The 21896-nt window shown below is 37.0% G+C and carries 22 protein-coding genes and 2 tRNA genes; all 24 read right to left on the reverse strand.

Going from position 1 to position 21896, the window contains the following annotated elements; all coding sequences use genetic code 11:
• Window positions 1-403 precede the first annotated feature (403 nt).
• The 24 genes from lysS to yabN all read right to left on the reverse strand — a co-directional run bounded on the left by lysS (window position 404) and on the right by yabN (window position 21884).
• Window positions 404-1903 (reverse strand): lysine--tRNA ligase, encoded by a 1500-nt coding sequence (lysS, locus tag FH036_RS25415; protein ID WP_000369678.1) that lies wholly within the window; start codon window positions 1901-1903, stop codon window positions 404-406.
• Between the two features lie 159 nt (window positions 1904-2062).
• Window positions 2063-3061, reverse strand: coding sequence for a tRNA dihydrouridine synthase DusB (gene dusB, locus FH036_RS25420; RefSeq protein WP_000912260.1), 999 nt, complete (start codon window positions 3059-3061; stop codon window positions 2063-2065).
• 23 nt (window positions 3062-3084) lie between these two features.
• On the reverse strand, window positions 3085-3288 hold the full coding sequence (locus tag FH036_RS25425; RefSeq protein ID WP_000387027.1) for a helix-turn-helix domain-containing protein: 204 nt from the start codon (window positions 3286-3288) through the stop codon (window positions 3085-3087).
• Complete coding sequence (folK, locus tag FH036_RS25430; RefSeq protein WP_001059445.1) at window positions 3240-3755, reverse strand: 2-amino-4-hydroxy-6-hydroxymethyldihydropteridine diphosphokinase; 516 nt, start codon at window positions 3753-3755, stop codon at window positions 3240-3242. Before folK ends, FH036_RS25425 begins: the two co-directional genes overlap by 49 nt.
• Window positions 3752-4114: a dihydroneopterin aldolase gene (gene folB / locus FH036_RS25435; RefSeq protein WP_000358059.1), complete on the reverse strand. Its 363-nt coding sequence runs from the start codon at window positions 4112-4114 to the stop codon at window positions 3752-3754. Before folB ends, folK begins: the two co-directional genes overlap by 4 nt.
• Window positions 4115-4975: a dihydropteroate synthase gene (gene folP, locus FH036_RS25440; protein ID WP_002081846.1), complete on the reverse strand. Its 861-nt coding sequence runs from the start codon at window positions 4973-4975 to the stop codon at window positions 4115-4117.
• Entirely contained in the window at window positions 4950-5822 is an 873-nt protein-coding gene (pabC, locus tag FH036_RS25445) for an aminodeoxychorismate lyase (protein WP_000909886.1), read from the reverse strand. Before pabC ends, folP begins: the two co-directional genes overlap by 26 nt.
• Window positions 5816-6403, reverse strand: a complete 588-nt coding sequence (gene pabA / locus FH036_RS25450; protein ID WP_000602285.1) for an aminodeoxychorismate/anthranilate synthase component II — start codon at window positions 6401-6403, stop codon at window positions 5816-5818. Before pabA ends, pabC begins: the two co-directional genes overlap by 7 nt.
• A gap of 5 nt (window positions 6404-6408) precedes the next feature.
• Window positions 6409-7806: an aminodeoxychorismate synthase component I gene (gene pabB / locus FH036_RS25455; RefSeq protein ID WP_138322576.1), complete on the reverse strand. Its 1398-nt coding sequence runs from the start codon at window positions 7804-7806 to the stop codon at window positions 6409-6411.
• Between the two features lie 220 nt (window positions 7807-8026).
• The gene (cysK, locus tag FH036_RS25460; RefSeq protein WP_001261701.1) at window positions 8027-8950 is read right to left on the reverse strand and encodes a cysteine synthase A; all 924 of its coding nucleotides are present in this window, start codon (window positions 8948-8950) and stop codon (window positions 8027-8029) included.
• Between the two features lie 104 nt (window positions 8951-9054).
• The gene (gene hslO / locus FH036_RS25465) at window positions 9055-9930 is read right to left on the reverse strand and encodes a redox-regulated molecular chaperone HslO (protein ID WP_139896367.1); all 876 of its coding nucleotides are present in this window, start codon (window positions 9928-9930) and stop codon (window positions 9055-9057) included.
• A gap of 6 nt (window positions 9931-9936) precedes the next feature.
• Window positions 9937-10725 (reverse strand): type III pantothenate kinase, encoded by a 789-nt coding sequence (locus FH036_RS25470; RefSeq protein WP_000578367.1) that lies wholly within the window; start codon window positions 10723-10725, stop codon window positions 9937-9939.
• 224 nt (window positions 10726-10949) lie between these two features.
• Window positions 10950-12851 carry an ATP-dependent zinc metalloprotease FtsH gene (gene ftsH, locus FH036_RS25475; RefSeq protein WP_001079659.1) on the reverse strand — a complete coding sequence of 634 codons (1902 nt, stop codon included), beginning with the start codon at window positions 12849-12851 and terminating at the stop codon, window positions 10950-10952.
• An 85-nt stretch (window positions 12852-12936) separates the two neighbouring features.
• Complete coding sequence (hpt, locus tag FH036_RS25480) at window positions 12937-13479, reverse strand: hypoxanthine phosphoribosyltransferase (RefSeq protein WP_000981838.1); 543 nt, start codon at window positions 13477-13479, stop codon at window positions 12937-12939.
• Window positions 13476-14906 (reverse strand): tRNA lysidine(34) synthetase TilS, encoded by a 1431-nt coding sequence (gene tilS / locus FH036_RS25485; protein ID WP_000655446.1) that lies wholly within the window; start codon window positions 14904-14906, stop codon window positions 13476-13478. Before tilS ends, hpt begins: the two co-directional genes overlap by 4 nt.
• Before the next feature lie 233 nt (window positions 14907-15139).
• A complete protein-coding gene (gene spoIIE, locus FH036_RS25490) occupies window positions 15140-17611 on the reverse strand; it encodes a stage II sporulation protein E (RefSeq protein WP_001123530.1) in 2472 nt (823 codons plus the stop codon).
• A 260-nt stretch (window positions 17612-17871) separates the two neighbouring features.
• Window positions 17872-17943: transfer RNA gene (locus FH036_RS25495), tRNA-Glu, on the reverse strand.
• Between the two features lie 13 nt (window positions 17944-17956).
• A tRNA-Met gene (locus tag FH036_RS25500) sits at window positions 17957-18030 on the reverse strand.
• Between the two features lie 160 nt (window positions 18031-18190).
• The gene (locus FH036_RS25505; RefSeq protein ID WP_000021452.1) at window positions 18191-18673 is read right to left on the reverse strand and encodes a S1 domain-containing RNA-binding protein; all 483 of its coding nucleotides are present in this window, start codon (window positions 18671-18673) and stop codon (window positions 18191-18193) included.
• Between the two features lie 87 nt (window positions 18674-18760).
• On the reverse strand, window positions 18761-19120 hold the full coding sequence (gene divIC, locus FH036_RS25510) for a cell division protein DivIC (protein ID WP_001208736.1): 360 nt from the start codon (window positions 19118-19120) through the stop codon (window positions 18761-18763).
• Window positions 19117-19770: a spore cortex biosynthesis protein YabQ gene (gene yabQ / locus FH036_RS25515; protein WP_000059762.1), complete on the reverse strand. Its 654-nt coding sequence runs from the start codon at window positions 19768-19770 to the stop codon at window positions 19117-19119. The genes divIC and yabQ overlap by 4 nt, the downstream gene beginning before the upstream one ends.
• The gene (yabP, locus tag FH036_RS25520) at window positions 19767-20075 is read right to left on the reverse strand and encodes a sporulation protein YabP (RefSeq protein ID WP_001059102.1); all 309 of its coding nucleotides are present in this window, start codon (window positions 20073-20075) and stop codon (window positions 19767-19769) included. The genes yabQ and yabP overlap by 4 nt, the downstream gene beginning before the upstream one ends.
• 58 nt (window positions 20076-20133) lie before the next feature.
• Window positions 20134-20409 (reverse strand): RNA-binding S4 domain-containing protein, encoded by a 276-nt coding sequence (locus FH036_RS25525; RefSeq protein ID WP_001234876.1) that lies wholly within the window; start codon window positions 20407-20409, stop codon window positions 20134-20136.
• 14 nt (window positions 20410-20423) lie between these two features.
• Entirely contained in the window at window positions 20424-21884 is a 1461-nt protein-coding gene (yabN, locus tag FH036_RS25530; protein ID WP_000014267.1) for a bifunctional methyltransferase/pyrophosphohydrolase YabN, read from the reverse strand.
• Window positions 21885-21896: the final 12 nt, after the last annotated feature.

The following is a 21896-nucleotide window of genomic DNA, read 5'->3' on the forward strand; positions in this document are numbered from 1 at the left end:
AGTTAGTTTGTCTAGCATCTAAAATAAAAATTGACGTTTCACGTTGTTTGTTTCGTTCAGTTTTCAAAGAACTACTTCGCCGCTCAGAAGCGACTTTATCAATATAACATTTCGTTATATTTTCGTCAACAACTTTTTTCAATAAGTTGTTTTTCGTTTGTTTTGTTTGTTACCTTTCGTGGCAACGAATATAAATATACCAGTTTGATTATTAAAATGCAATAGTTTTTCTAATAAAATTTTTAACTTAGTAAAAAAGTATAAAAACAGCACTTTTCTTCTATATAAATATAATTTCTTCCAACATCAACATCTAATCTCCACGCTCATACTCAAATAAAGTGAAACTTTAATCAAACCTCACCAATCGCGATAAAAAAAGCTTTGGAGAAATCTCCAAAGCTTAGTCTTGTTTATGACGCATAGCAGGGAATAATAGTACGTCACGAATAGATGGTGCATTCGTTAATAACATAACAAGACGATCAATACCAATTCCTAGTCCACCTGTAGGAGGCATACCATACTCAAGAGCTTCGATATAATCATCATCCATCATGTGAGCTTCATCATTACCTTGTTCGCGTTCTTTTAATTGCGCTTCAAAACGTTCTTTCTGATCGATTGGATCATTTAATTCAGTGAATGCATTTGCATGTTCACGTGCAACGATAAATAATTCGAAACGATCTGTGAATCGTGGATCTTCGTCATTCTTTTTCGCAAGTGGCGAAATTTCTACCGGATGACCGTAAATAAATGTTGGTTGGATTAATTTATCTTCTACTTTTTGCTCGAAGAATTCATTAATAATATGACCAACTTCCATTGTATCCTTAATTTCTACATTATGTTCTTTTGCAAGTTCACGCGCTTCTTCTACACTCATCGGATTCCAGAAATCTGCTCCAGAATGTTCTTTAATTGCATCTACCATATGAAGACGTGTCCATTCTGGTTCTAGATTAATTTCATAATCACCATACTGAATTGTTGTTGTACCTAGTACTTGCTTCGCGATATGAGCAACCATATTTTCTGTTAGTTTCATAATATCTTTATAATCAGCATACGCTTCATATAATTCAATCATCGTAAACTCGGGATTATGACGAGTTGATACACCCTCGTTACGGAATACACGGCCGATTTCATAAACTTTTTCTAATCCACCCACAATAAGGCGTTTTAAATGAAGTTCAATTGCGATACGCATATATAATTCCATATCTAACGCATTATGATGCGTAATAAAAGGACGCGCAGAAGCTCCACCTGCAATTGCGTGCATCATAGGTGTTTCCACTTCAAGATAACCATTGTCATCTAAGTATCTTCTCATTTCACGAATGATTTTACTGCGAGTAACAAATGTTTCACGGCTTTCCATACTTGTAATTAAGTCTAAGTAGCGTTGACGGTAGCGTTGTTCAACATCTTTTAATCCATGATATTTATCCGGTAATGGACGAAGAGATTTCGTTAATAGCGTAAAGCCCGTTGCTTTCACCGAAAGTTCTCCAACGTTCGTTTTGAAAACTTTACCTTCAATACCTACTAAGTCACCTAAATCTGCCGTTTTAAATAATTCGTACTCTTCATCTCCAACAGCATCTTTACGAACGTAAATTTGAACTTGTCCATGTAAATCTTGAATATGTGCAAATCCAGCTTTTCCTTTACCGCGTTTTGTCATAATACGACCAGCGATAGAAACAGAGATTTCTTTCTCCTCTAATTCTTCTTTAGAGAACTCTCCATATAGGCTTAATAATTCATTTGTTGCATTTGTACGTTCAAAACGTTTACCGAACGGATCGATCCCTTGCTCACGTAAGTTATGTAGCTTTTCACGACGAACAAGCAATTGGTCGTTTAATTCTTCGTGGTTCATGTTATCCATGGTATTGATATCACTCCAGCTCTATTAATTTTTACAATATATACAGTATAGCATTTTCTACTCAACTAGAAAAACTGCCAGCAACTAACTGGCAGTTCTTCTTTCTTTCACGTAATTATAGGAAGTGTATAGAAGAATGTCAATCTTCCCTTCCTATTATTAACCAACGTGAATTGTTTGTTGTTTCGCTTCTACTTCTTCTACAAATGTACTTAATACATTTGCAAGGTCTTCACGCGTATTACAAGCATTGATACCATTACGTACAGTTGCATTACCACGAATGCCCTTTAAATACCAAGCTGCGTGCTTTCTCATCTCTCTTACAGCGACATTTTCATTCTTTAAATCGATCAGACGATCTAGATGCAACATACATACGTCAATTTTCTCACGTACTGTCGGTTCCGGCATTAATTCACCAGTCTCTAAATACTTTACCGTACGATAAATCATCCATGGATCTCCAAGGGCAGCGCGGCCAATCATAACACCATCTACACCAATTTCATCAAGCATACGCTTTGCATCTTGCGGCGTTGCGACATCGCCATTTCCGATAACCGGGATATTTACAGCTTGCTTTACTTGTTTAATAATATCCCAATCCGCTTTTCCTTCATACATTTGTACTCGTGTGCGCCCATGAACCGCTACCGCTTGTCCACCAGCACGCTCAACAGCTTTCGCATTCTCGATTGCGAAAATATGATCCTCATCCCAACCGATACGCATTTTTACTGTAACTGGTTTTTCTACAGCATCTACAACTGCCGCTACCATTTCATATATTTTATTTGGGTCTAAAAGCCACTTTGCTCCTGCATCACACTTAACGATTTTTGGTACTGGGCACCCCATATTAATATCAATGATGTCTGCTGTCGTATATTGATCTACGTATTTCGCAGCATCTACAAGAGTTTCTTTCTCGCCACCAAAAATTTGTAAACTTAATGGCTTTTCTCTCTCATCAATATATAACATATCTAATGTTCTTTTATTGTTCAGTAGTATCGCCTTATCACTTACCATTTCAGCACAAACTAGGCCTGCACCGAATTCTTTTACTGTCAAACGGAATGCAGAGTTACACACTCCCGCCATCGGTGCTAATACAACCGGATTTTTCATCTCAATATTTGCGATTTTTAACACTCGATTTACTCCTTCCTTCATGGTCACTTTGGCATTAGCTCATCTATCGAGACCTTTAATGCTTTAGCAACTTCCACTACAAAGTCTTGGGAAGGCGATCGATTCCCTCGCTCAACTTCACCTAAAACAGATACAGATACCCCTAATTCTTTTGCAAAACCTTCTTGCGTATAACCTTTTAGTTTTCGAAAAGCACGAATGCGTCTTCCCCATTTTTCTGCTTCCATACCGTTACTCCCTCTCGCCTTTTCATTTCTTCTACTTGTGAACGTGAAATGTTTTGTTTTATATCTTGATTAATCTCTAACAACGGAACGATAACAAAAGCTCTTTCGAACATCCGCGGATGCGGAACAATAAGATTCTCTGCTTCAATATTTTCTTGATTATATAGTAAAATGTCAAGGTCGATAGTCCTAGGTCCCCACCTAATTTCCCTTTTTCTTCCTAGATCATTTTCTACTTTTTGCGTTACTTTCAATAATTCTTGCGGTGATAAATTGGTAGAAATTTTTATAACTAAATTTAAAAAGCAACTTTGGTCAGTATAGCCAACCGGTTCCGTCTCATATACAGACGAAACATCCTCAACTTTGATATAAGGATTTTTATTCAGAAACTGAATCGCTTCAGTTAAATACGTATAACGCTCTCCAATATTTGAACCTAATGCAATGTAAGCTATATTATTCATGGACGTTCTCTCGTAATTTCTACCGCTACAGCACGATAATGTCCTGGTATCGGCGGATCTGGTTTAATTACCTTTATCGTACATCTTGAAATACTCTCATATTGTTTCAATATATCTGTAGCAATATTTTCAGCAATACTCTCTACAAGCTTATATGTTCTATCTTCTACAACTTTCCTACATAATTCGAAAAGCTCTCCATAATTAACAGAATGCTCTAAGTCATCACTTTCTCCTGCTTGTTTCAAATCCAATTCCACCGTTAAGTCCACTTTAAATCTCTGGCCCAATTTATTTTCCTCTGGGAATACACCATGATAACCGTAAAACTCCATATCATGAATATAAATTTTATCCAATTACTTTACCCCCTTACCAATCATCGCATCCATCATCTTAGCCATACGTGCCATTTCCTTCACATCATGAACACGAACAAACTCACAACCCTTTTCAATACCAAGACAAACGGTAGCTCCCGTCCCCTCAAGACGTTCTTCTACCGGTAAATCTAGCACATGCCCAATAAAGGACTTTCTTGAAGTCCCTAAGAGAACTGGATAACCTAGTACGTTTAACTGTTCTAAATTACGCATCGCTTCTAAATTTTGTTCAGGTGTTTTAGCAAAACCGATGCCTGGGTCTAAAATGATATTCTCATCTCGTACACCAGCATCTTTAGCAATTTTAATACTGTCATATAAATCAGCAACCATATCAGCCATTAAATTACGATAATTCATGTTATCGCGATTATGCATTAAGATAATAGGTACATCGTAATGAGCCGCAACTTCAGCGATTTTCGGTTCCGCCTTCGCTCCCCAAACATCATTAATAATATGAGCACCAGCTTCGATCGCTTGTTTTGCAACTTCCGCTTTATATGTGTCGATAGAAATAGGTAATTTCACCTCTTTTGAGACAGCCTGAATCATTGGAACAACTCGTTTTATTTCTTCTTCCACTGACACTTTAGCAAAGCCCGGACGAGTAGATTCGCCACCAATATCAATAATATGAGCACCTTCATCTCGCATTTCTTTCGCATGGCGCACTGCAGCATCTACCTCGTTGTAACTCCCACCATCAGAAAACGAATCTGGTGTTACATTTAAAATCCCCATAATTAACGTTTTTTCATTTAAGTTCAATGTATATTCGCCGCAGCGCAAATCATAATCCCACTTCAAACTACACATCTCCTCTTCGTAATTCATTTCTGCTCCACAATTTCTCTCTCTGCATTTCATAAAGGTTCATAAATCTTTTTGTAACCATACCTACTTTACCCGGGAAATCTCGTCCCTCTATACGATTAAGCGGAACAATTTCTTGAATCGAGTTTGTTACGAAGACTTCATCGGCTGAAAGTAATTCATCTTTTGTAAAGAAACCTTCTTTTACTTCTATACCAATCTCTTCAGCAACCTTTATAATAAACGCACGAGTGATACCATTTAAAATCCCTGTTTCAAGCGAAGGTGTATATAAAATATCACCTTTCACAAAAAAGAGATTCGAAACAATACCCTCTGCAACATAACCTACTTCAGTCAGGAAAATTCCTTCCTTATTCACACCATTTCCAATTTCACGTTTCCCCAAAATGTTATTTAAATAATGGTGAGACTTCAAGCGAGATGCACCCTCTGGTGTATTTCTCACTTGATTTAAGACAACCCCTTCTTTTTCCACTACATCTCCCGGGGCCGCTAAAGGTTTTATAAAAACAATAATAGACGGCTCTTCATACATTTCTGTTTGCAATCCAATTTCATCTATACCCGCCGATACATTAAAACGGACATACGCATGCTCTAATTTATTCTTAACGAGTAAATTCTTCAAAATAAGCATTACTTCATCTTTCGTCATCGACCATTTAATTTGCAATGTATCCAACGCATCTATTAAACGGTCATAATGATCATCCAATAAGAAAGGATGACCATTATAAATACGAAAAGTCTCAAAAACTCCAAGACCATATAAATAACCATGATCATAAGGAGAAATTCTCGCTTCACTCGATTCTACATACTGACCATTTACGTAAATTAACATGATGTCACACTTGGACTATATTTACGAATGAAATTCTGCAACAACTCTTTCCCGTGAGAAGTCATAATAGATTCCGGGTGGAACTGCACACCTTCAATCGGTAATGTTGTATGGCGGAGCGCCATAATTTCCCCTTCTTCTGTCCAAGACGTTACCTCTAAACAATCAGGTAACGTCTCTTTCTTAACAATAAGGGAATGATAGCGCGTCGCGGTAAACGGATTAGGGATATCCGAAAAAATCGTCTTCTCATCATGATGCATAAGCGATGTTTTCCCATGCATTAATCGCTCTGCACGGACAACCTCTCCACCAAATACTTGCGCAATAGATTGATGCCCAAGACAAACCCCAAAAATCGGAATCTTTCCAGCAAAGTATCGAATAACCTCCATACTAATCCCTGCCTCATTCGGACTACATGGACCTGGCGAAATCATTAAAAAGTCTGGTTTCATATTCTCAATATCTAAAATAGTCACTTCATCGTTACGTTTAACAACAAGCTCTTGTCCAAGTTCTCCAAGAAACTGCACTAAATTAAATGTAAAAGAATCATAATTATCAATCATTAATATCATTTCTCTCACCTAACCGTTTCTTCACTACGTTCTTTTGCACGCCATAAAGCAATCGCCTTTTTTAACGACTCTTTATATTCATTTTCCGGATTTGAATCAATTACAATTCCCGCTCCCGCTTGTACATGCGCTTTTCCATCTTTAGCAAGAAGCGTCCTAATCACAATATTCAATTCTGTATCTCCAGAATAACCAATCCAACCAATTGAACCTGTATAAATCCCTCGGCGAACAGGTTCTAATTCTTCAATAATTTCCATCGTACGTATTTTCGGGGCACCAGTAATTGTCCCCCCAGGGAATACAGCCTTCACTAAATCAAAAGCGTCTTTATCTTCTTCCACCTCACCACGCACATTAGAAACAATATGCATAACGTGTGAGTATTTCTCAATTACCATAAATTCATCTACTTCTACAGTGCCATATTTACAAACACGCCCTAAATCATTTCGCTCTAAATCTACAAGCATGACATGCTCTGCTCGTTCCTTTTCATTCTCAATTAATTCTCTTGCCAACTCTTCATCCTCTTGCTCATTCGCCCCTCTAGATCTCGTTCCAGCAATTGGTCTTGTACTTACTTCAGTTCCTTGTTTCTTAATTAGCAACTCCGGCGATCCACTAACAATTTGAAAATCCCCAAGCTCCAAATAACCCATATATGGAGATGGATTAATTTCGCGAAGACTTGTATAAATTTCTAATGGATGTGTTTGTAACGTTCTTTCTTGTCTTGTTGACAAGTTCACTTGGAACACATCACCAGCACCAATATATTCTTGAATACATTCAACTGCCTTCATAAAACCTTCTTCAGTAAAAGCAACTGCTTCACTTTTCTTTTCAGGGCATGCAAACGGTATAGTCACTTCCGGCGCTTCTGTCGCCCAAAGAACCTTCCACTCATGTAATCGTTCTTTTGCCTCTTCATGCTTATCTGCATAATGTGTAATAATCCATAATACTTTTTCCTCTTGATCATACACAAACACATCATCAAATAATAAAAAGAATATGTCAGGTATATTAATATCATCCTCGGCAAGAGAAGGAAGTTTTTCAATATAACGGATGCAATCATAACTAAAGTAGCCAATTGCACCACCTTGAAAAGGCGGGTATTCCGGATTATAATCCGTTTTCCATCGCTCCATATATTCCTGCATTAAATCTAATGGGTTTCCTTGCTTTATTGTTTCCTTACCACTTTCACTTATATGTAACGTTTCACCCTTCCCTCGGATTACCGCTACCGGGTTTAACCCCACAATGTTATAACGACCGCCACGCCCACTCTCTAACAAAATATGTTGCGGTTTATCCTTAGAAAGAAATTTATATTGCTTAAAGAAATCTAACTGATATGGAATAGAAAGCGCTAAAGATTTTCTTCGTTGCATATCAACACCCCGTCTTCTTTTATCCCACCCTCTTATTTTAACCACTTCAAACTACATTCGTTATGTATATAGAAGAGTTATACTCGAAGGCTAGTGAAAATAAATTAATTATACTACCTCTTATTTTACATGAAGTTTTCTAGTCATTCACTCTTTTCCTATTTCCAATCCAAAAAGAAAAAGCATCCTTTTTCAAGGATGCTTTTTCAATCACATGTAATTAAGACTCAAATTGATAAAGTGGTGTACTTAAATAACGTTCACCGTTACTTGGGATAATAACAAGTACCTTTTTCCCTTTACCTAACTTTTTCGCAATTTCTGTTGCTGCATAAATAACTGCTCCAGAAGAGATACCAACTAGAATACCTTCCTCTTTAGCCACTCTTCTTGCATATTCAAACGCTTGCTCCGTTTTCACTTGAACAATTTCATCATATACTTCTACATCCAATGTCTCTGGGATAAATCCAGCCCCAATTCCTTGGATTTTATGCGGGCCTGGTTTCCCACCAGATAATACTGGTGAATCCGCAGGTTCTACTGCATAAATTTTAATATCTTTATATGCTTCCTTCAGCACTTCACCAGCACCAGTAATCGTTCCACCCGTACCAATACCTGCAATAAACGCATCTAATTGGTCGCCCATTTGTTCAACAATTTCTGGACCTGTTGTTAAACGGTGAATTTCTGGATTCGATTGGTTTTTGAACTGTTGTGGTATAAAGTAACCATTCTCTTTTGCTAATTCAGTCGCTTTACGAATTGCTCCACCCATTCCTTCAGGCCCTGGAGTCAATACTAATTCCGCACCGTAAGCACGTAATAAATTACGACGTTCAATACTCATTGTTTCTGGCATTACTAAAATTGCCTTATATCCTTTAGCAGCCGCTACCATCGCTAAACCAATTCCAGTGTTACCACTTGTCGGTTCAATGATTGTATCGCCTTCTTTTAATAATCCTTTTTTCTCAGCATCTTCAATCATAGCTAATGCGATACGATCTTTAACGCTGCTCCCTGGATTCATAAATTCTAATTTTAAGTATATATCTGCGCTGTCTGATTCTACGATGCGGTTCAACTTAACGATCGGCGTTTTCCCGATTAATTCTGAAACTGATTGTGCCACTCGCATTCCTGTCACTCCTAACACCGAGTATTTTTATTGGTTTTATCTATATTTAGATTTTGTCAGAAAATTCCCTGTTTGTCAATGTATTTAGAGGACGAATTCCCTTATTACAAATTCTCAATTAAATTTGTAATATCTTCTTTAGAGAACTTGTATCGCTCATTACAGAAATGACAATGAACTTCTGTTTCTTCTTCTTCTTCACGAACTTGCTCTAACTCCGTTTTACCTAAACTAATTAACACACTCTCGATACGTTCGCGTGAGCATGTGCAATTAAATTGAACATCCATCGTTTCTAATACTTTTACCTTATCTTCTCCAAGGACTGCATACAGTAACTCTTCTGGAGAAAGCCCTTGTTCAATCAATGTTGATACAGGAGGAATCTTCTGTAAACGCTCTTCAATGAATGAAATTATTTCTTCCTGTGCACCCGGCATAATTTGAAGGATAAATCCACCTGCTGCTAATATGCTATCATCTCCATTTACAAGGACACCAACACCTACTGAAGAAGGCGTCTGCTCAGAAACTGCAAAATAATACGTGAAGTCTTCTCCTAATTCTCCTGAAACAATTGGAGATTGACCAATAAACGGCTCACGCATACCAATATCTTTAATTACCGTTACAAACCCTTCAGTACCTACCGCTTGATATACACGTAATTTCCCTTGTTCTGTTCCTTCAAAGTCAACATGCGGATTCGTTACATAACCACGTACATCCCCATTTGCATGAGCATCTACTAAGATAGGACCAATCGGGCCATTACCTTCTACTTTAATCGTTAGCTTTTGGTCACCTTTTAACATTGCACCCATCATTGTACCTGCAGTTAAAGAACGACCAAGTGCCGCTGAAGCTGTTCTCCATGTATCATGACGTCTTTGCGCCTCACTTACCGTGTTTGTAGTACGTACACTATACGCACGCACTTCCCCATCAAATGCTAACGCTTTTACTAAATAATCTTTCATACTTATTTATTCACCTTTCTCATGCTGTAAATTTGCATTACGCTCGTATAACATATACAAACCTTTTAATGTTAAGAATGGATCTACAACATCAATTACATTCGATTCTTCTGAAATTAATTTCGCCAATCCACCTGTTGCAATAACTTTCGGTTCTTGTTTAGCTTCCTCTTTCATGCGCTTAACAATACCTTCCACTTGTCCTACATAACCATAAAGAATACCAGATTGCATCGCACTTACCGTATTCTTCCCAACTACACTGCTGGGTTTTGTAATTTCAATACGAGGAAGTTTTGCTGCTCTACTATATAAAGCCTCTGCTGAAATCATAATTCCCGGTGTAATAACTCCACCCATATAATGCTTTTCTTCGTTAATATAACAATATGTAGTAGCCGTACCAAAATCGACAATAATAAGCGGACTTCCATATAAGTGGATTCCTGCTACTGCATTTACGATTCGATCCGCACCTACTTCACGTGGATTTTCATATTTAATATTTAGCCCCGTTTTTATTCCAGGACCTACTACAAGCGGCTTAATTTTAAAATACTTTTCACACATGCGCTCTAAAGCAAACATAATTGGTGGTACGACTGAAGACACGATAATACCTTTCACATCTTCAAACGAAAGACCCTCATGCTCAAGCAACTGTTTTACAAGCATTCCATATTCATCTTCTGTCTTATGACGATCTGTTTCCATGCGCCAATGTTGACGAAGTTCCCCCTCTTCAAACACGCCCAGTACAGCATTTGTGTTCCCTACATCCAATACAAAAATCATATTCTCACCACTTATCTTATTTAATCTATATTTATGTAGTATGCATAAAACTTATAAAAACATCATATCACACATACTTATATAATCAGCTTTTCTATCCTCATCATTTTACAAAAAGATTACTCTCCATTTCAATTTTTAATACCAGATTTATTTAAATTCTTTTTCTACTTAGTTCCCTTCTACAAATAAAAAAGGAGTGACTATCGTCACTCCTTCATCTCTTACTTATCTTCTGATTCTTCATCGTCCTTCTTCATGTTGATGTTTACTTTCACATCAGCTGAAGATGTTGGACGTTCTGGCAATCTGCCATAATCACATAAATGATTAATTTGCTCTGCATCTAACGTTTCTACTTCAAGTAACGTTTTCGCAATAAGATCTAGTTTATCACGATTGTCAGTAAGAATTTGTTTTGCACGAGCATAACATTCTTTCATAATCGTTTGCATTTCCATATCGATTTCGTGTGCAATCGCATCACTATAGTTTTGTTCTGAATGGAAGTCTCTTCCTAAGAACACTTGACCACCTTGTGAGCTACCAAATTGCATTGGTCCAAGCTTATCACTCATACCAAATTCCGTAACCATACGTCTTGCAATACCAGTCGCACGTTGGAAGTCATTATGAGCACCTGTACTCACTTCACCAAATACAATTTCTTCAGCTACTCGACCACCAAGTAAACCAGTGATTTTATCAAGTAACTCTGGTTTTGTCATGAAGTAACGATCTTCTTTCGGAAGCATTACTGCATATCCACCAGCTTGACCACGAGGGACAATTGTTACTTTATGAACGACATCTGCTTCATCAAGAACAACACCAATTACAGTGTGGCCCGCTTCATGGAAAGCAACGATATTACGTTCTTTTTCAGAGATAACACGACTTTTCTTAGCCGGACCTGCAATAACACGATCCGTTGCTTCATCAATGTCACTCATATCAATTTTCTTCTTATCTTGACGCGCAGCTACTAAAGCAGCTTCGTTTAATAAGTTTTCAAGATCGGCACCAGAGAATCCCGGTGTACGAGTTGCAATTGCTCTTAAGTTGATATTCTCATCAAGCGGTTTATTACGAGCATGTACTTTCAGTACAGCTTCACGACCATTTACATCTGGACGATCTACTGTAATTTGACGGTCAAAACGACCTGGACGTAATAATGCTGGGTCAAGAATATCAGGACGGTTTGTCGCAGCGATGATAATAATACCTTCGTTTGCACCGAATCCATCCATTTCAACAAGCAATTGGTTTAACGTTTGCTCACGCTCATCATGGCCACCACCAAGACCTGCGCCACGTTGGCGTCCTACAGCATCAATTTCATCAATGAAAATGATACAAGGAGCATTTTTCTTTGCGTTTTCGAATAAATCACGTACACGTGATGCACCGACACCGACGAACATCTCTACGAAATCAGAACCACTGATAGAGAAGAACGGAACGCCTGCCTCACCTGCAACGGCACGTGCTAGTAAAGTTTTACCTGTACCTGGAGGTCCCACTAATAGAACACCCTTCGGAATACGGGCACCAACTTCAGCAAACTTACGAGGATCTTTCAAGAATTCAACTACCTCAACAAGCTCTTGTTTCTCTTCATCCGCTCCAGCAACATCTCTGAAACGAACTTTTTTCTTTTCGTCATTATATAACTTCGCCTTACTTTTCCCGAAGTTCATAACACGGCTACCGCCGCCTTGAGCTTGGTTTAATAAGAAGAAGAATAAAATGAAGATAATGACAAACGGAATGATAGAAGTAAAGAAGGTTACCCAAGCACTTGTTTCTTCTGCTGGTTGATACTTAACTTCAGCACCTTGCGCTTTATCATTAATTTTCTTTTGTAATTCCTCAGTATTTGGTGCATAAGTAACAAATTGTTCTCCCTGGCTAGAGTTATTAAATTGTCCTTTTACTTCAAACACACCATTTTTCGGTTGAAGTTGCACATTACGAACTTCACCTTTTTCTAGTTTAGTAATGAATTTATCGTAGCTAACTGATGTCGTTTTTTGTGTCGAACCATTAAAATAGCTCACGATTCCAATTACTACTAGGAATATCAGTAAATAAAAGATGGTATTACGGAAGATACGATTCATTCCTAACCTCCTCTCACGGCATAAACACTATAGTAAATCGTAACATAGAAAAACTTTCCTATACAATTGTGACGCCTGTATTTAATTAATTTGAGTAAACGCTTGGTTTTAATACTCCTACATAAGGAAGATTACGGTACTGCTCTTTATAATCTAATCCATATCCTACAACAAATTCATGCGGTACAGTAAATCCAACATAATCCGCTTTCAAATCTACCTTACGGCCTGTTGGTTTATCTAATAACGTAACAATTTTTACAGACTTCGCTTTACGATATTTAAATAGGTCTACTAAGTAACTTAGCGTAAGACCGCTATCAATAATATCTTCAACGATTAAAATATCGCGACCTTCTACAGAAGTATCAAGGTCTTTTAAAATTTTTACTTCGCCTGTTGAAACAGTTGAGTGACCGTAACTAGATACAGCCATAAAGTCCATTTCAAGATATGTATCTGTTCTCTTTAATAAATCTGCCATGAATGGCATTGCACCCTTTAGTACACCAATCGCAAGAGGTACTGTGTTTTTATAATCCTCTGCAATAATCGCGCCTAATTCGAGCACCTTTTCTTGTATTTGCTCTTCAGAAATTAATACTTTTTCGATATCTTGATTCATCATTTCATTATCCTCCCGGAAGACTCCTTGCTTTTGTAGTGAATAATCATATATTTATCCTTCTTTGCTCTCTCTTTCGAGATAGCAAATGCAGATCGCTTCAACAAGGGTAACCAAATAACATTCCCTCTTGCATCACAAACGACCGGCCATTCTTCTCTTTTTTCTCTTGGCACTTTCGCTTCGATAAAAATAGCTTTTATCTTTTTGGTGCCATTCATACCTTGTATTGACATGCGATCTCCATTTTCTCTAGACCGAATACGAAGCGGATATGATATATCATTATACTTAGCAACAAATACTGTTTCATTCATGTCACTTGGTATATCTTCGCTCACCTCTGTTACAAGTTTATCCCCGTTCGATAGCGTAATTGTCCCGGGAACTGATAAATCTTGTAAGAAAGGAGAAACAATTTCTTGTTTAAATCCAAAGCTACACTCCTCGTATGCGCGAACAATTTTCAAATCACCTGGGAAATCAAGTGAACCCGAAGGTTGTGTCCGCTTAAAAAACTCAATCACTTTGTCAATATGTATAGAGGAAAGAGAAGATGGAATCTTATATTCATAAAGATAGTTTAATATTAGTTGAATCCCTCTTCTTTGTAAAGGCATAGACATGGATTCAAAGGCAGGAATTGATATGCTAATTTGTTTATCACTTTTTTTTGTAATTACTTTATTCATTTTCTCAAAAGCTAATTCCTGCAAATACGCCTCATCCTCTTGCATCTGCATGCTAAATTTTTGGAATTTCTCATGCACTTGTGGGTTTTCTTCTTTCAAATGAGGAAGAACATATTTACGTAATCGATTCCTTGTATATACTTCCTTTTTATTACTTGGATCTATACGAGGAATTATTTTCAGCTTATTACAGTAATCAACAATTTCTTCCTTTGTTACTCCAAGTAACGGCCTAATTAAATATCCATTATGAAAAGGACGCTTCACTGCAATTCCTGCATATCCTTTCGGAGTACTCCCTCGTACAAGACGCATTAAAATCGTCTCTACTTGGTCATCACCATGATGTCCAAGGGCTACATATCTCGCATCATATTTCTTCATTATTCTTTCCAAAAATGCATATCTGCATTCTCTAGCAGCAACCTGTGCATTCATCCCGTATTGCTGTTGATATTGCGACACATTAATTCTTATCGTTTCGCAAATAACTCCCAGTCCTTTACAAAGGTCCTGCACAAACTGTAGGTCCTCATGAGATTCATCACCTCTAAACATGTGATCCACATGAGCCACTACAATTTCAAACTGTTTTGCTGCTCTTTTCTCTAACAAATAATATAGAAGAGCCAAAGAGTCAGGACCACCAGAAACCCCTACAACAATTGTTGAGCGTTCCTTTAATACATCATGCTGCTTTACAAAGTCATCTACCTTTTCAACAAATGTATCTTTCAACTTCGTAATCACCTTTCATTAAACAAGAACAGCAACGTTAGTTACCTTGTTTATAATGGTACAACTTTTACAAACATTGTGCAAAAAAAAGATATACAAAAATTACATTTTTATCTTACATCATCCGTACATATTCACAAAAATAATAACATTATCTTTTAAAGCAAAAAAACCTAGGTATTCACCTAGGTTTTTAGAAGGAAAAAGCGATAAAGGAACATCACACTTCAACTTTATTGTGCCTGCATTCCCACAATTGGAATGGTAGCCCACTTCGGCATATTTTTCTTCACTTTCGCCACCACAATAGTCATATCATCATTTATATAACCATCGCCAGAGCGAATCACCTCTTCCATGATGATATCAGCAATCTCTTGCGGATCTTCAGTTTGTAACTCTTTAATTTTCCGCTTCATCCATAACTCGTGATTCTCTACATGCTGCGCGCCCTCAAAAATCCCATCACTCATCATAATAAGAATATCACCTGTTTTTAATTGCTCACCCACTACATCAACTTCAACATCCTCGATAATCCCCATTGGTAAATTACTTGCTTCAATTTTCAAAATATTATTTGCACGTTTAACAAAACTCGGCGTTGATCCAATCTTTAAAAACTTCGCACTCGCATCCCGCAAATCTACCATAGCTAAGTCTAATGTCGTAAACATCTCTTCTGTTGTTCTTAAAGAGAGAATAGAGTTAATAGATTTAATTGCTATCTCCTCATCAATGCCTGACTGAAGTATTTTTTGTAATAATTTCACTGTTTCTTTACTCTCCATATGAGCTCTTTGTCCATTTCCCATGCCATCACTAATTGCAAGGGCATATTTCCCAACACTTAAATCCATCATCGCATAAGAATCACCCGAAACAAACCCACCGCCTTTCGCGGCTGTGGCCAAGCCGGTATCAAGGGAATACGTTTTTGCTGAACCAAATGATATTAAACTGTGGCCGTTCGGATAAGAAGATTTTTCTTCATGTTTCACAACAATATTTTCCTTTAGAATATCAGAAAGCATCGGTGCAACTAATTTTTCACACTCTCCGTGTTCATTAGATGCAACTGGAATCAACATTTCAATATCAATACTCCCTCTATCTAAACAATAAATATCAACATGCTCTACTTCTACACCAAAATCACGAAACGCTTGCAGAATCTGCTCTTCCTGTACTTGATGATTTTCTCGTTCTCTTTGTATCTCCTTAGCAAAATCCTCCATAACTTTTGATACACCTAATAGTTGCTCCGCTACTATTCTACGATTTTCTTTCATTTGTTTTCGTAATTTTTGTCCCTCATAGAAGTGATCTAATTCACCCGCTACTAAATCCGTCACTTTCTTGCCTCTTACGCAATGCTTGTCCCATTCACGAACTAACTTCCGATTATGCTGCAGAGTTCCTTCTTCCGTTTCACTCATTATTTGTTTCATATAATCATATGTTTTATCGAAATTAACTACCCAGCATTGGTCCTTTTTAAAGCATGTTTGACATGTTTTTGCAGTAATTGTACTTAAGAACAAATCTGCCTCCGTCTCTTTATCTTCCTCCTCCACATATCCATATACAGAAAAGCTATTAGATAAAGCAGCAAATACATTGGCAAATTGATTGATTTTATTCGCTGTAACATCACGCATTCTTCTTAAATATTGTTGTTGATCTTGCGAATGCTCCTGTGTGCCTGGCATAAATTTAGCAATACGATCCATAACAAGTTTCGGTGTTAATAAAAAGAAAGCAATCGCCACACCAGATTCAATTAAAGTTGTCACAATGTTTGTTTGCTTGTCTACATATAGCGTAATCAAGCTTGTCCCAATTAATAAACCTAAACTAACACCTAAGCGTTTCCCTTCTTTTAACAAACCACCAAGCAATCCAGAAAAAGCAAGCAGACTAAGTTGGGACAAACTAGAGACATTTGCTAAGCTTAATATTAACCCAGTGACGACCCCTACTGTAGATCCTGTAGCCGCTCCTGCGATAAACGCAAACACAAGCACTAAATACCTAGTAAAAATATGTTGAATAGAAGCGTCATATATGAACCAATCTGTTGTACCAGTTAAAACAGATGCTAGTAATATAATTAAACAAACAATTTCTTCTGTCTCTAACGCTTGTTGTTTCCCTTTTCTTTCTACTAAAAGCGGGACACTTTGTAAAAATATCATAGTTAATACAAAGCTAAGCCCTGCCTCAATCGTACTAACGAGTAAATCGTACATGGTAACAGTTTGTTGTGCAAAATATACGACAACTAAATGTGCAGTTAATGCGGAGATAAATACTTGGAATGGTACAAGTCCAACAGTTTTACGTGTAAACCGACTAAAGAAGATATTATAAATGAAGAAAGTAAAAATAGATGCAAAGGTAAAGAATAAATTATCTATCGAAACTGAAAGTGCGCCCCCCATTAGGGCCAAGAATGCGAGCGGCATTTTATCCCGCTTCATAACATAAACAGCAGCAAAAAACGGTAGTGCAAACGGTAAAATGTTTGTTAATATATATGCTCGTCCCAAAAGAAAACCAATAACAACAATAATGAATCCCCATCTAAAGAAAACTTGCTCAAACTTCATTCGCAACTTACTCGTCCACTTTACTCCTCCAAGCTGACCTTCATTCATTGCCAATGCACTTGTATTCATAGTATTCCTTCCTGCTTTAGGCATATTTTTAACACCACCTGCATAGTTTAATTACTGTCATTATAAAAGATGATTATTGGGATTTTTGTCAAAACAACAGTTTTCACTTTTATAATCGTTCGACTTTTTATTCGAAATAACTCTACATATATACACAGTATGTATTTTATTTTTAATATTTTAATCGAACATTCAGAAAATATAGGGTGATTTTGTAGAAGTGTTGTATGTCTTAATTTATTTAACAAAAAAAAGATCATGCGCATTTGCATGATCTTTTTAGATGACCCGTACGGGATTCGAACCCGTGTTACCGCCGTGAAAGGGCGGTGTCTTAACCACTTGACCAACGGGCCGTTAAATTAAATATAGCGGCGGAGGGGATCGAACCCCCGACCTCACGGGTATGAACCGTACGCTCTAGCCAGCTGAGCTACACCGCCATGTCGTCTTATTTAACGGACAATTAGTATCTTACCTCAGATATAATTTAAAGTCAACACATCTTGAAAACTTTTTTAAAAATATATTTTCACATATAAAAAAGCACCCTGAGCAATCGCCCTGGGCACCTCTCTATATTCTAAGAATTAAACGTTCTTATTATCCGCGACGTGCGCCACGGCCACCACGTTTAGATTCAGTGTTACGCTTTAAAGAAGTTAAACGATCTTCACTATCCTTTAAGAAACGTGCCATCTTTTGCTCGAATGTTTCTTTTGGAGCACGGTCGTTACCGCCACCACGGTTATCTCTGTTGAAAGAACGATTACGTTGTGGACGTCCAGAACGTTGTTGATCACCACCGCGTTGGTATTCACCACGTGGACGATCTCCTTCTGTTTTTTCACGCTCTTTCGCTTTTTTAATAGATAGACCAATCTTACCATCTTTTTCAACGTTAATAACTTTTACTTCTACTTGGTCGCCCACTTTTAAGTGATCGTTAATATCTTTCACATAATTATCAGCAACTTCACTAATATGAACAAGACCCGTTAAGCCTTCTGGCAGCTCCACAAAAGCCCCAAAATTTGTAATACCTGTTACTTTACCCTGTAACTTGCTGCCTACCTCGATTGACATAAAAAAAATGCTCCTCCTTAGTGGTTAAAAAGTCAAATTTTACTTTATTATATATAATCCTAAAATATAGTGTCAATAAGACATACTCTACTTAGAAACAGGAAAAATTATCTCCCCTTTTCCAGAGAAGAAATAATCCCTTCTAGCAATCTTTAATACGTACTCTTCATCATTTAACTTTTGAACTTCGTCTTTTAGACTCTTTTCTTTGTTCGTTAATGAATCCAGTTCTTTTTTCATGTCCTTAACTTTTGCTTCTTTTGCTTTAATGGAACTGTTTTGTTGATAAAACGTTACACTAATACTCGCAATAATTGTAAAAGCAAAGACAAGAAAAACCGCTAAACGGCGATAAAGTCGCTTCCTGTTCTCATCCGTTTGTATTATATGCTCTTTAACAGGATTTGGACTCTGTTTTTCGATTGTTCTTTGTCTCAGTTCCCTCATTTCCGAGGTCCCCCTAACTTCTTTTTTATACGCTCCCACAATTGGAAGATATGTCCCTTCAATTTTGCTATATATTGCAGGAACCCTACATGCTTCATTATAAAAAGTTTAACACGATTAGGGAGAAGTTTCCATATGAGCGAAGCAATAAATCGAACAGGCCAGAAAAAAACTTTCCATATGAAAAGTAATATCCAAATCACCATTTTCCATAACACATGTCCAATTGAAAGCAGTATACGAAATAAGAATAATATAAATGCAATAAATAGCTGCGCTATAATAATAACAGGTTTTATCATGAGTAGCTGTATAATTTGAACAAAAAAGTGTGTTGTTTGCACAAAAATATAGATGAGAAAATTTAACAGTCTCATGTATATTGCTTTCAACATGCTTTGATATGCCGCAAAACCACATAATAATGCTAAAAATACATATATACGTAGTTCAGCTTCATTTACAAGAAGTAATACGTAAAAAACGAATAATGCTTGGACAATCCAAAATAGTATATCATGTATAAATACAATCCAACGCTTACGTTCTTGACGTTTTAAAAATCGTTGGTATGTATCTAAAGACGCTCCAATCCAAGCACCCATTCCGATCATTGAGAGCATCGTATACAACTGAATTGTTAGACTCATTTAAACAACTTACTAAAGAAGCCTTTAGTTTTCTCCCCTTGATTCTCATCAATATACAGCATCTCATGAACTTTCCCTTTAATCGATACAACACCTTTTTCTACATCTAAATTTTTCATTTGCAAATTTTGACCGCGAATTGTTAAAAAGCCCATTACAGTCTCAAGTAAAAACTCTTCGCTATCAAAACTCTCTACCTGCTTTACACCGGTAATATCAATTACACGTCTGCCACGCATAACAATATCATGCTCTACAGAAACATTTTGTTGATTAGAAGACATAGGTGAGTAACCATTATTCACGTAAATCCCCCCATACATTTATACTAGCTAATAGTAATGTATGAAGGGATAATCGATTTTAGAACAAGCCTTCTTCGGCCTTTACTTTTTCTTCACGAACTAAGCTATACATATTTGCTGCATCTTCTTTTTTAGTCGTTTCTTTCAATTCATTTATTTTTACAGTTACTATTTTTTGACCAAAACGAATTGTTAATTCATCAGCTACTTTTACATCTGAACTTGCTTTTGCCACTTGACCATTAATGGATATTCTTCCTTGATCAGCTACTTCTTTCGCCAATGTTCTTCTTTTAATTAAACGTGATACTTTTAAAAACTTATCTAGACGCATATTAAATCCCCCTATTAACGCTCTGTTTGTTTTGCCTCTTCCCAGAAAACATCTAACTGCTCTAATGATAAATCTTGCATCTCTTTCTTCATTTCAGCTACCTTTGCTTCCATGTATAAAAAACGACTGACGAATTTCTCATTTGTTGAACGTAACGCTTCTTCTGGATCTATTTTATAATGACGAGCTATATTAACAAACGCAAATAGTAAATCGCCAAATTCACTTAACATCTTCGCCTCATCCATGTTTGTAACTTCTTGTTGGAACTCTTGCCATTCTTCTAAGGCTTTCTCTATCATCGGCTGTACATCAACCCAATCGAAACCAACCTTACCAGCTTTTTTCTGGATTTCATAAGCGCGTAGTAACTGCGGCAAACTTTTTGGAACTCCATTTAAAACAGATTCTTTTACAAACCCTTTTTCTTGTTTTTTAATTTCTTCCCAATTGGCAATTACTTCATCGGCATTATTTACATCCGTATTCCCAAATACATGCGGATGACGACGAACCATTTTCTCAGATAAAGTTCGAATAATATCATCTATAGAGAACCAACCTTCGTCCTCTCCGATTTGGGCATGAAGCATAACTTGTAATAATACATCACCCAGTTCTTCTACTAAGTGATCATCATCCTCTTCATCAATTGCTTCTAATACTTCATAAGCTTCCTCAATTAAATATTTCTTTAAAGATTGATGTGTTTGCTTTTTATCCCATGGACAGCCATTCGGGCCACGAAGATCTGCAATAATTTCTCTAAGCACATCAAACTGTTGATACAAGGATGCACGTTCCTGAACTGGTGGTATGTACACACTCGTTAAATTATTCAACTCCGTTTCATGATCTAACATGTACAACGGCACCTTTTTCACTTGCTCAAATGAAGTCCCTGCAGCTGTTACGATATACACTTCATAATCATCTGGCAGCATCTCCATTAATGTTAATTTCACATCTGATGCAACGAATGCGTCATATACTTGGCAAAAGATTAAGTGTTGACGTAATTCTAATTGTCCTCTTTCAAATGATGTAGCGTCAATTAATTGGAATCCTTCAATCGGATCAATCTTAAGACTTGCAAACATAGGATCAAGGAAACTTTGCCCACCTTCAATTCGCACTTCAATATTCGCTACTTCACTTTTTTCCAATAGTAGCTGAACCGTTCTTTCCGCTACAAGTGGATGCCCTGGAACAGCATAGATGATTTCTGCACCTTCAGCTTGTTTTAGCAATGTATTCGCAATTGTTTCATATACAATTTCAAATGTATCATGTGCTTCATATACATTGTCAAAAGCAGTATATCGTATACCTTCTTTCTCCAACTCTTCTATAACGGGATGTTCCTTCGTTCTAACAAACATGTGATCTGCTTCTTTTATTTTTCTATATACACCCATCGTTAACTGATCTAATTCACCAGCACCTAATCCTAAAATAGTAATGATTCCACTCACAACCTGTCACCT

The organism is Bacillus sp. CD3-5, assembly GCF_006349665.1.
Classification (GTDB): domain Bacteria; phylum Bacillota; class Bacilli; order Bacillales; family Bacillaceae_G; genus Bacillus_A; species Bacillus_A paranthracis.

What these genes read in the sequence shown, in the direction of transcription:
- hpt (WP_000981838.1), bottom strand. Translation starts at nt 13,479, where the DNA reads ATGATGAATCAAGATATCGAAAAAGTATTAATTTCTGAAGAGCAAATA.
- spoIIE (WP_001123530.1), bottom strand. Translation starts at nt 17,611, where the DNA reads ATGCCTAAAGCAGGAAGGAATACTATGAATACAAGTGCATTGGCAATG.
- FH036_RS25525 (WP_001234876.1), bottom strand. Translation starts at nt 20,409, where the DNA reads ATGCGTCTAGATAAGTTTTTAAAAGTATCACGTTTAATTAAAAGAAGA.
- pabA (WP_000602285.1), bottom strand. Translation starts at nt 6,403, where the DNA reads ATGATATTAATGATTGATAATTATGATTCTTTTACATTTAATTTAGTG.
- pabC (WP_000909886.1), bottom strand. Translation starts at nt 5,822, where the DNA reads ATGTTAATTTACGTAAATGGTCAGTATGTAGAATCGAGTGAAGCGAGA.
- cysK (WP_001261701.1), bottom strand. Translation starts at nt 8,950, where the DNA reads ATGCGAGTGGCACAATCAGTTTCAGAATTAATCGGGAAAACGCCGATC.
- FH036_RS25505 (WP_000021452.1), bottom strand. Translation starts at nt 18,673, where the DNA reads ATGTCAATCGAGGTAGGCAGCAAGTTACAGGGTAAAGTAACAGGTATT.
- folK (WP_001059445.1), bottom strand. Translation starts at nt 3,755, where the DNA reads ATGAATAATATAGCTTACATTGCATTAGGTTCAAATATTGGAGAGCGT.
- FH036_RS25470 (WP_000578367.1), bottom strand. Translation starts at nt 10,725, where the DNA reads ATGATTTTTGTATTGGATGTAGGGAACACAAATGCTGTACTGGGCGTG.
- folP (WP_002081846.1), bottom strand. Translation starts at nt 4,975, where the DNA reads ATGAATTACGAAGAGGAGATGTGTAGTTTGAAGTGGGATTATGATTTG.
- divIC (WP_001208736.1), bottom strand. Translation starts at nt 19,120, where the DNA reads ATGAGGGAACTGAGACAAAGAACAATCGAAAAACAGAGTCCAAATCCT.
- pabB (WP_138322576.1), bottom strand. Translation starts at nt 7,806, where the DNA reads ATGCAACGAAGAAAATCTTTAGCGCTTTCTATTCCATATCAGTTAGAT.
- hslO (WP_139896367.1), bottom strand. Translation starts at nt 9,930, where the DNA reads ATGAAAGATTATTTAGTAAAAGCGTTAGCATTTGATGGGGAAGTGCGT.
- FH036_RS25425 (WP_000387027.1), bottom strand. Translation starts at nt 3,288, where the DNA reads ATGGAAGCAGAAAAATGGGGAAGACGCATTCGTGCTTTTCGAAAACTA.
- lysS (WP_000369678.1), bottom strand. Translation starts at nt 1,903, where the DNA reads ATGGATAACATGAACCACGAAGAATTAAACGACCAATTGCTTGTTCGT.
- ftsH (WP_001079659.1), bottom strand. Translation starts at nt 12,851, where the DNA reads ATGAATCGTATCTTCCGTAATACCATCTTTTATTTACTGATATTCCTA.
- yabQ (WP_000059762.1), bottom strand. Translation starts at nt 19,770, where the DNA reads ATGAGTCTAACAATTCAGTTGTATACGATGCTCTCAATGATCGGAATG.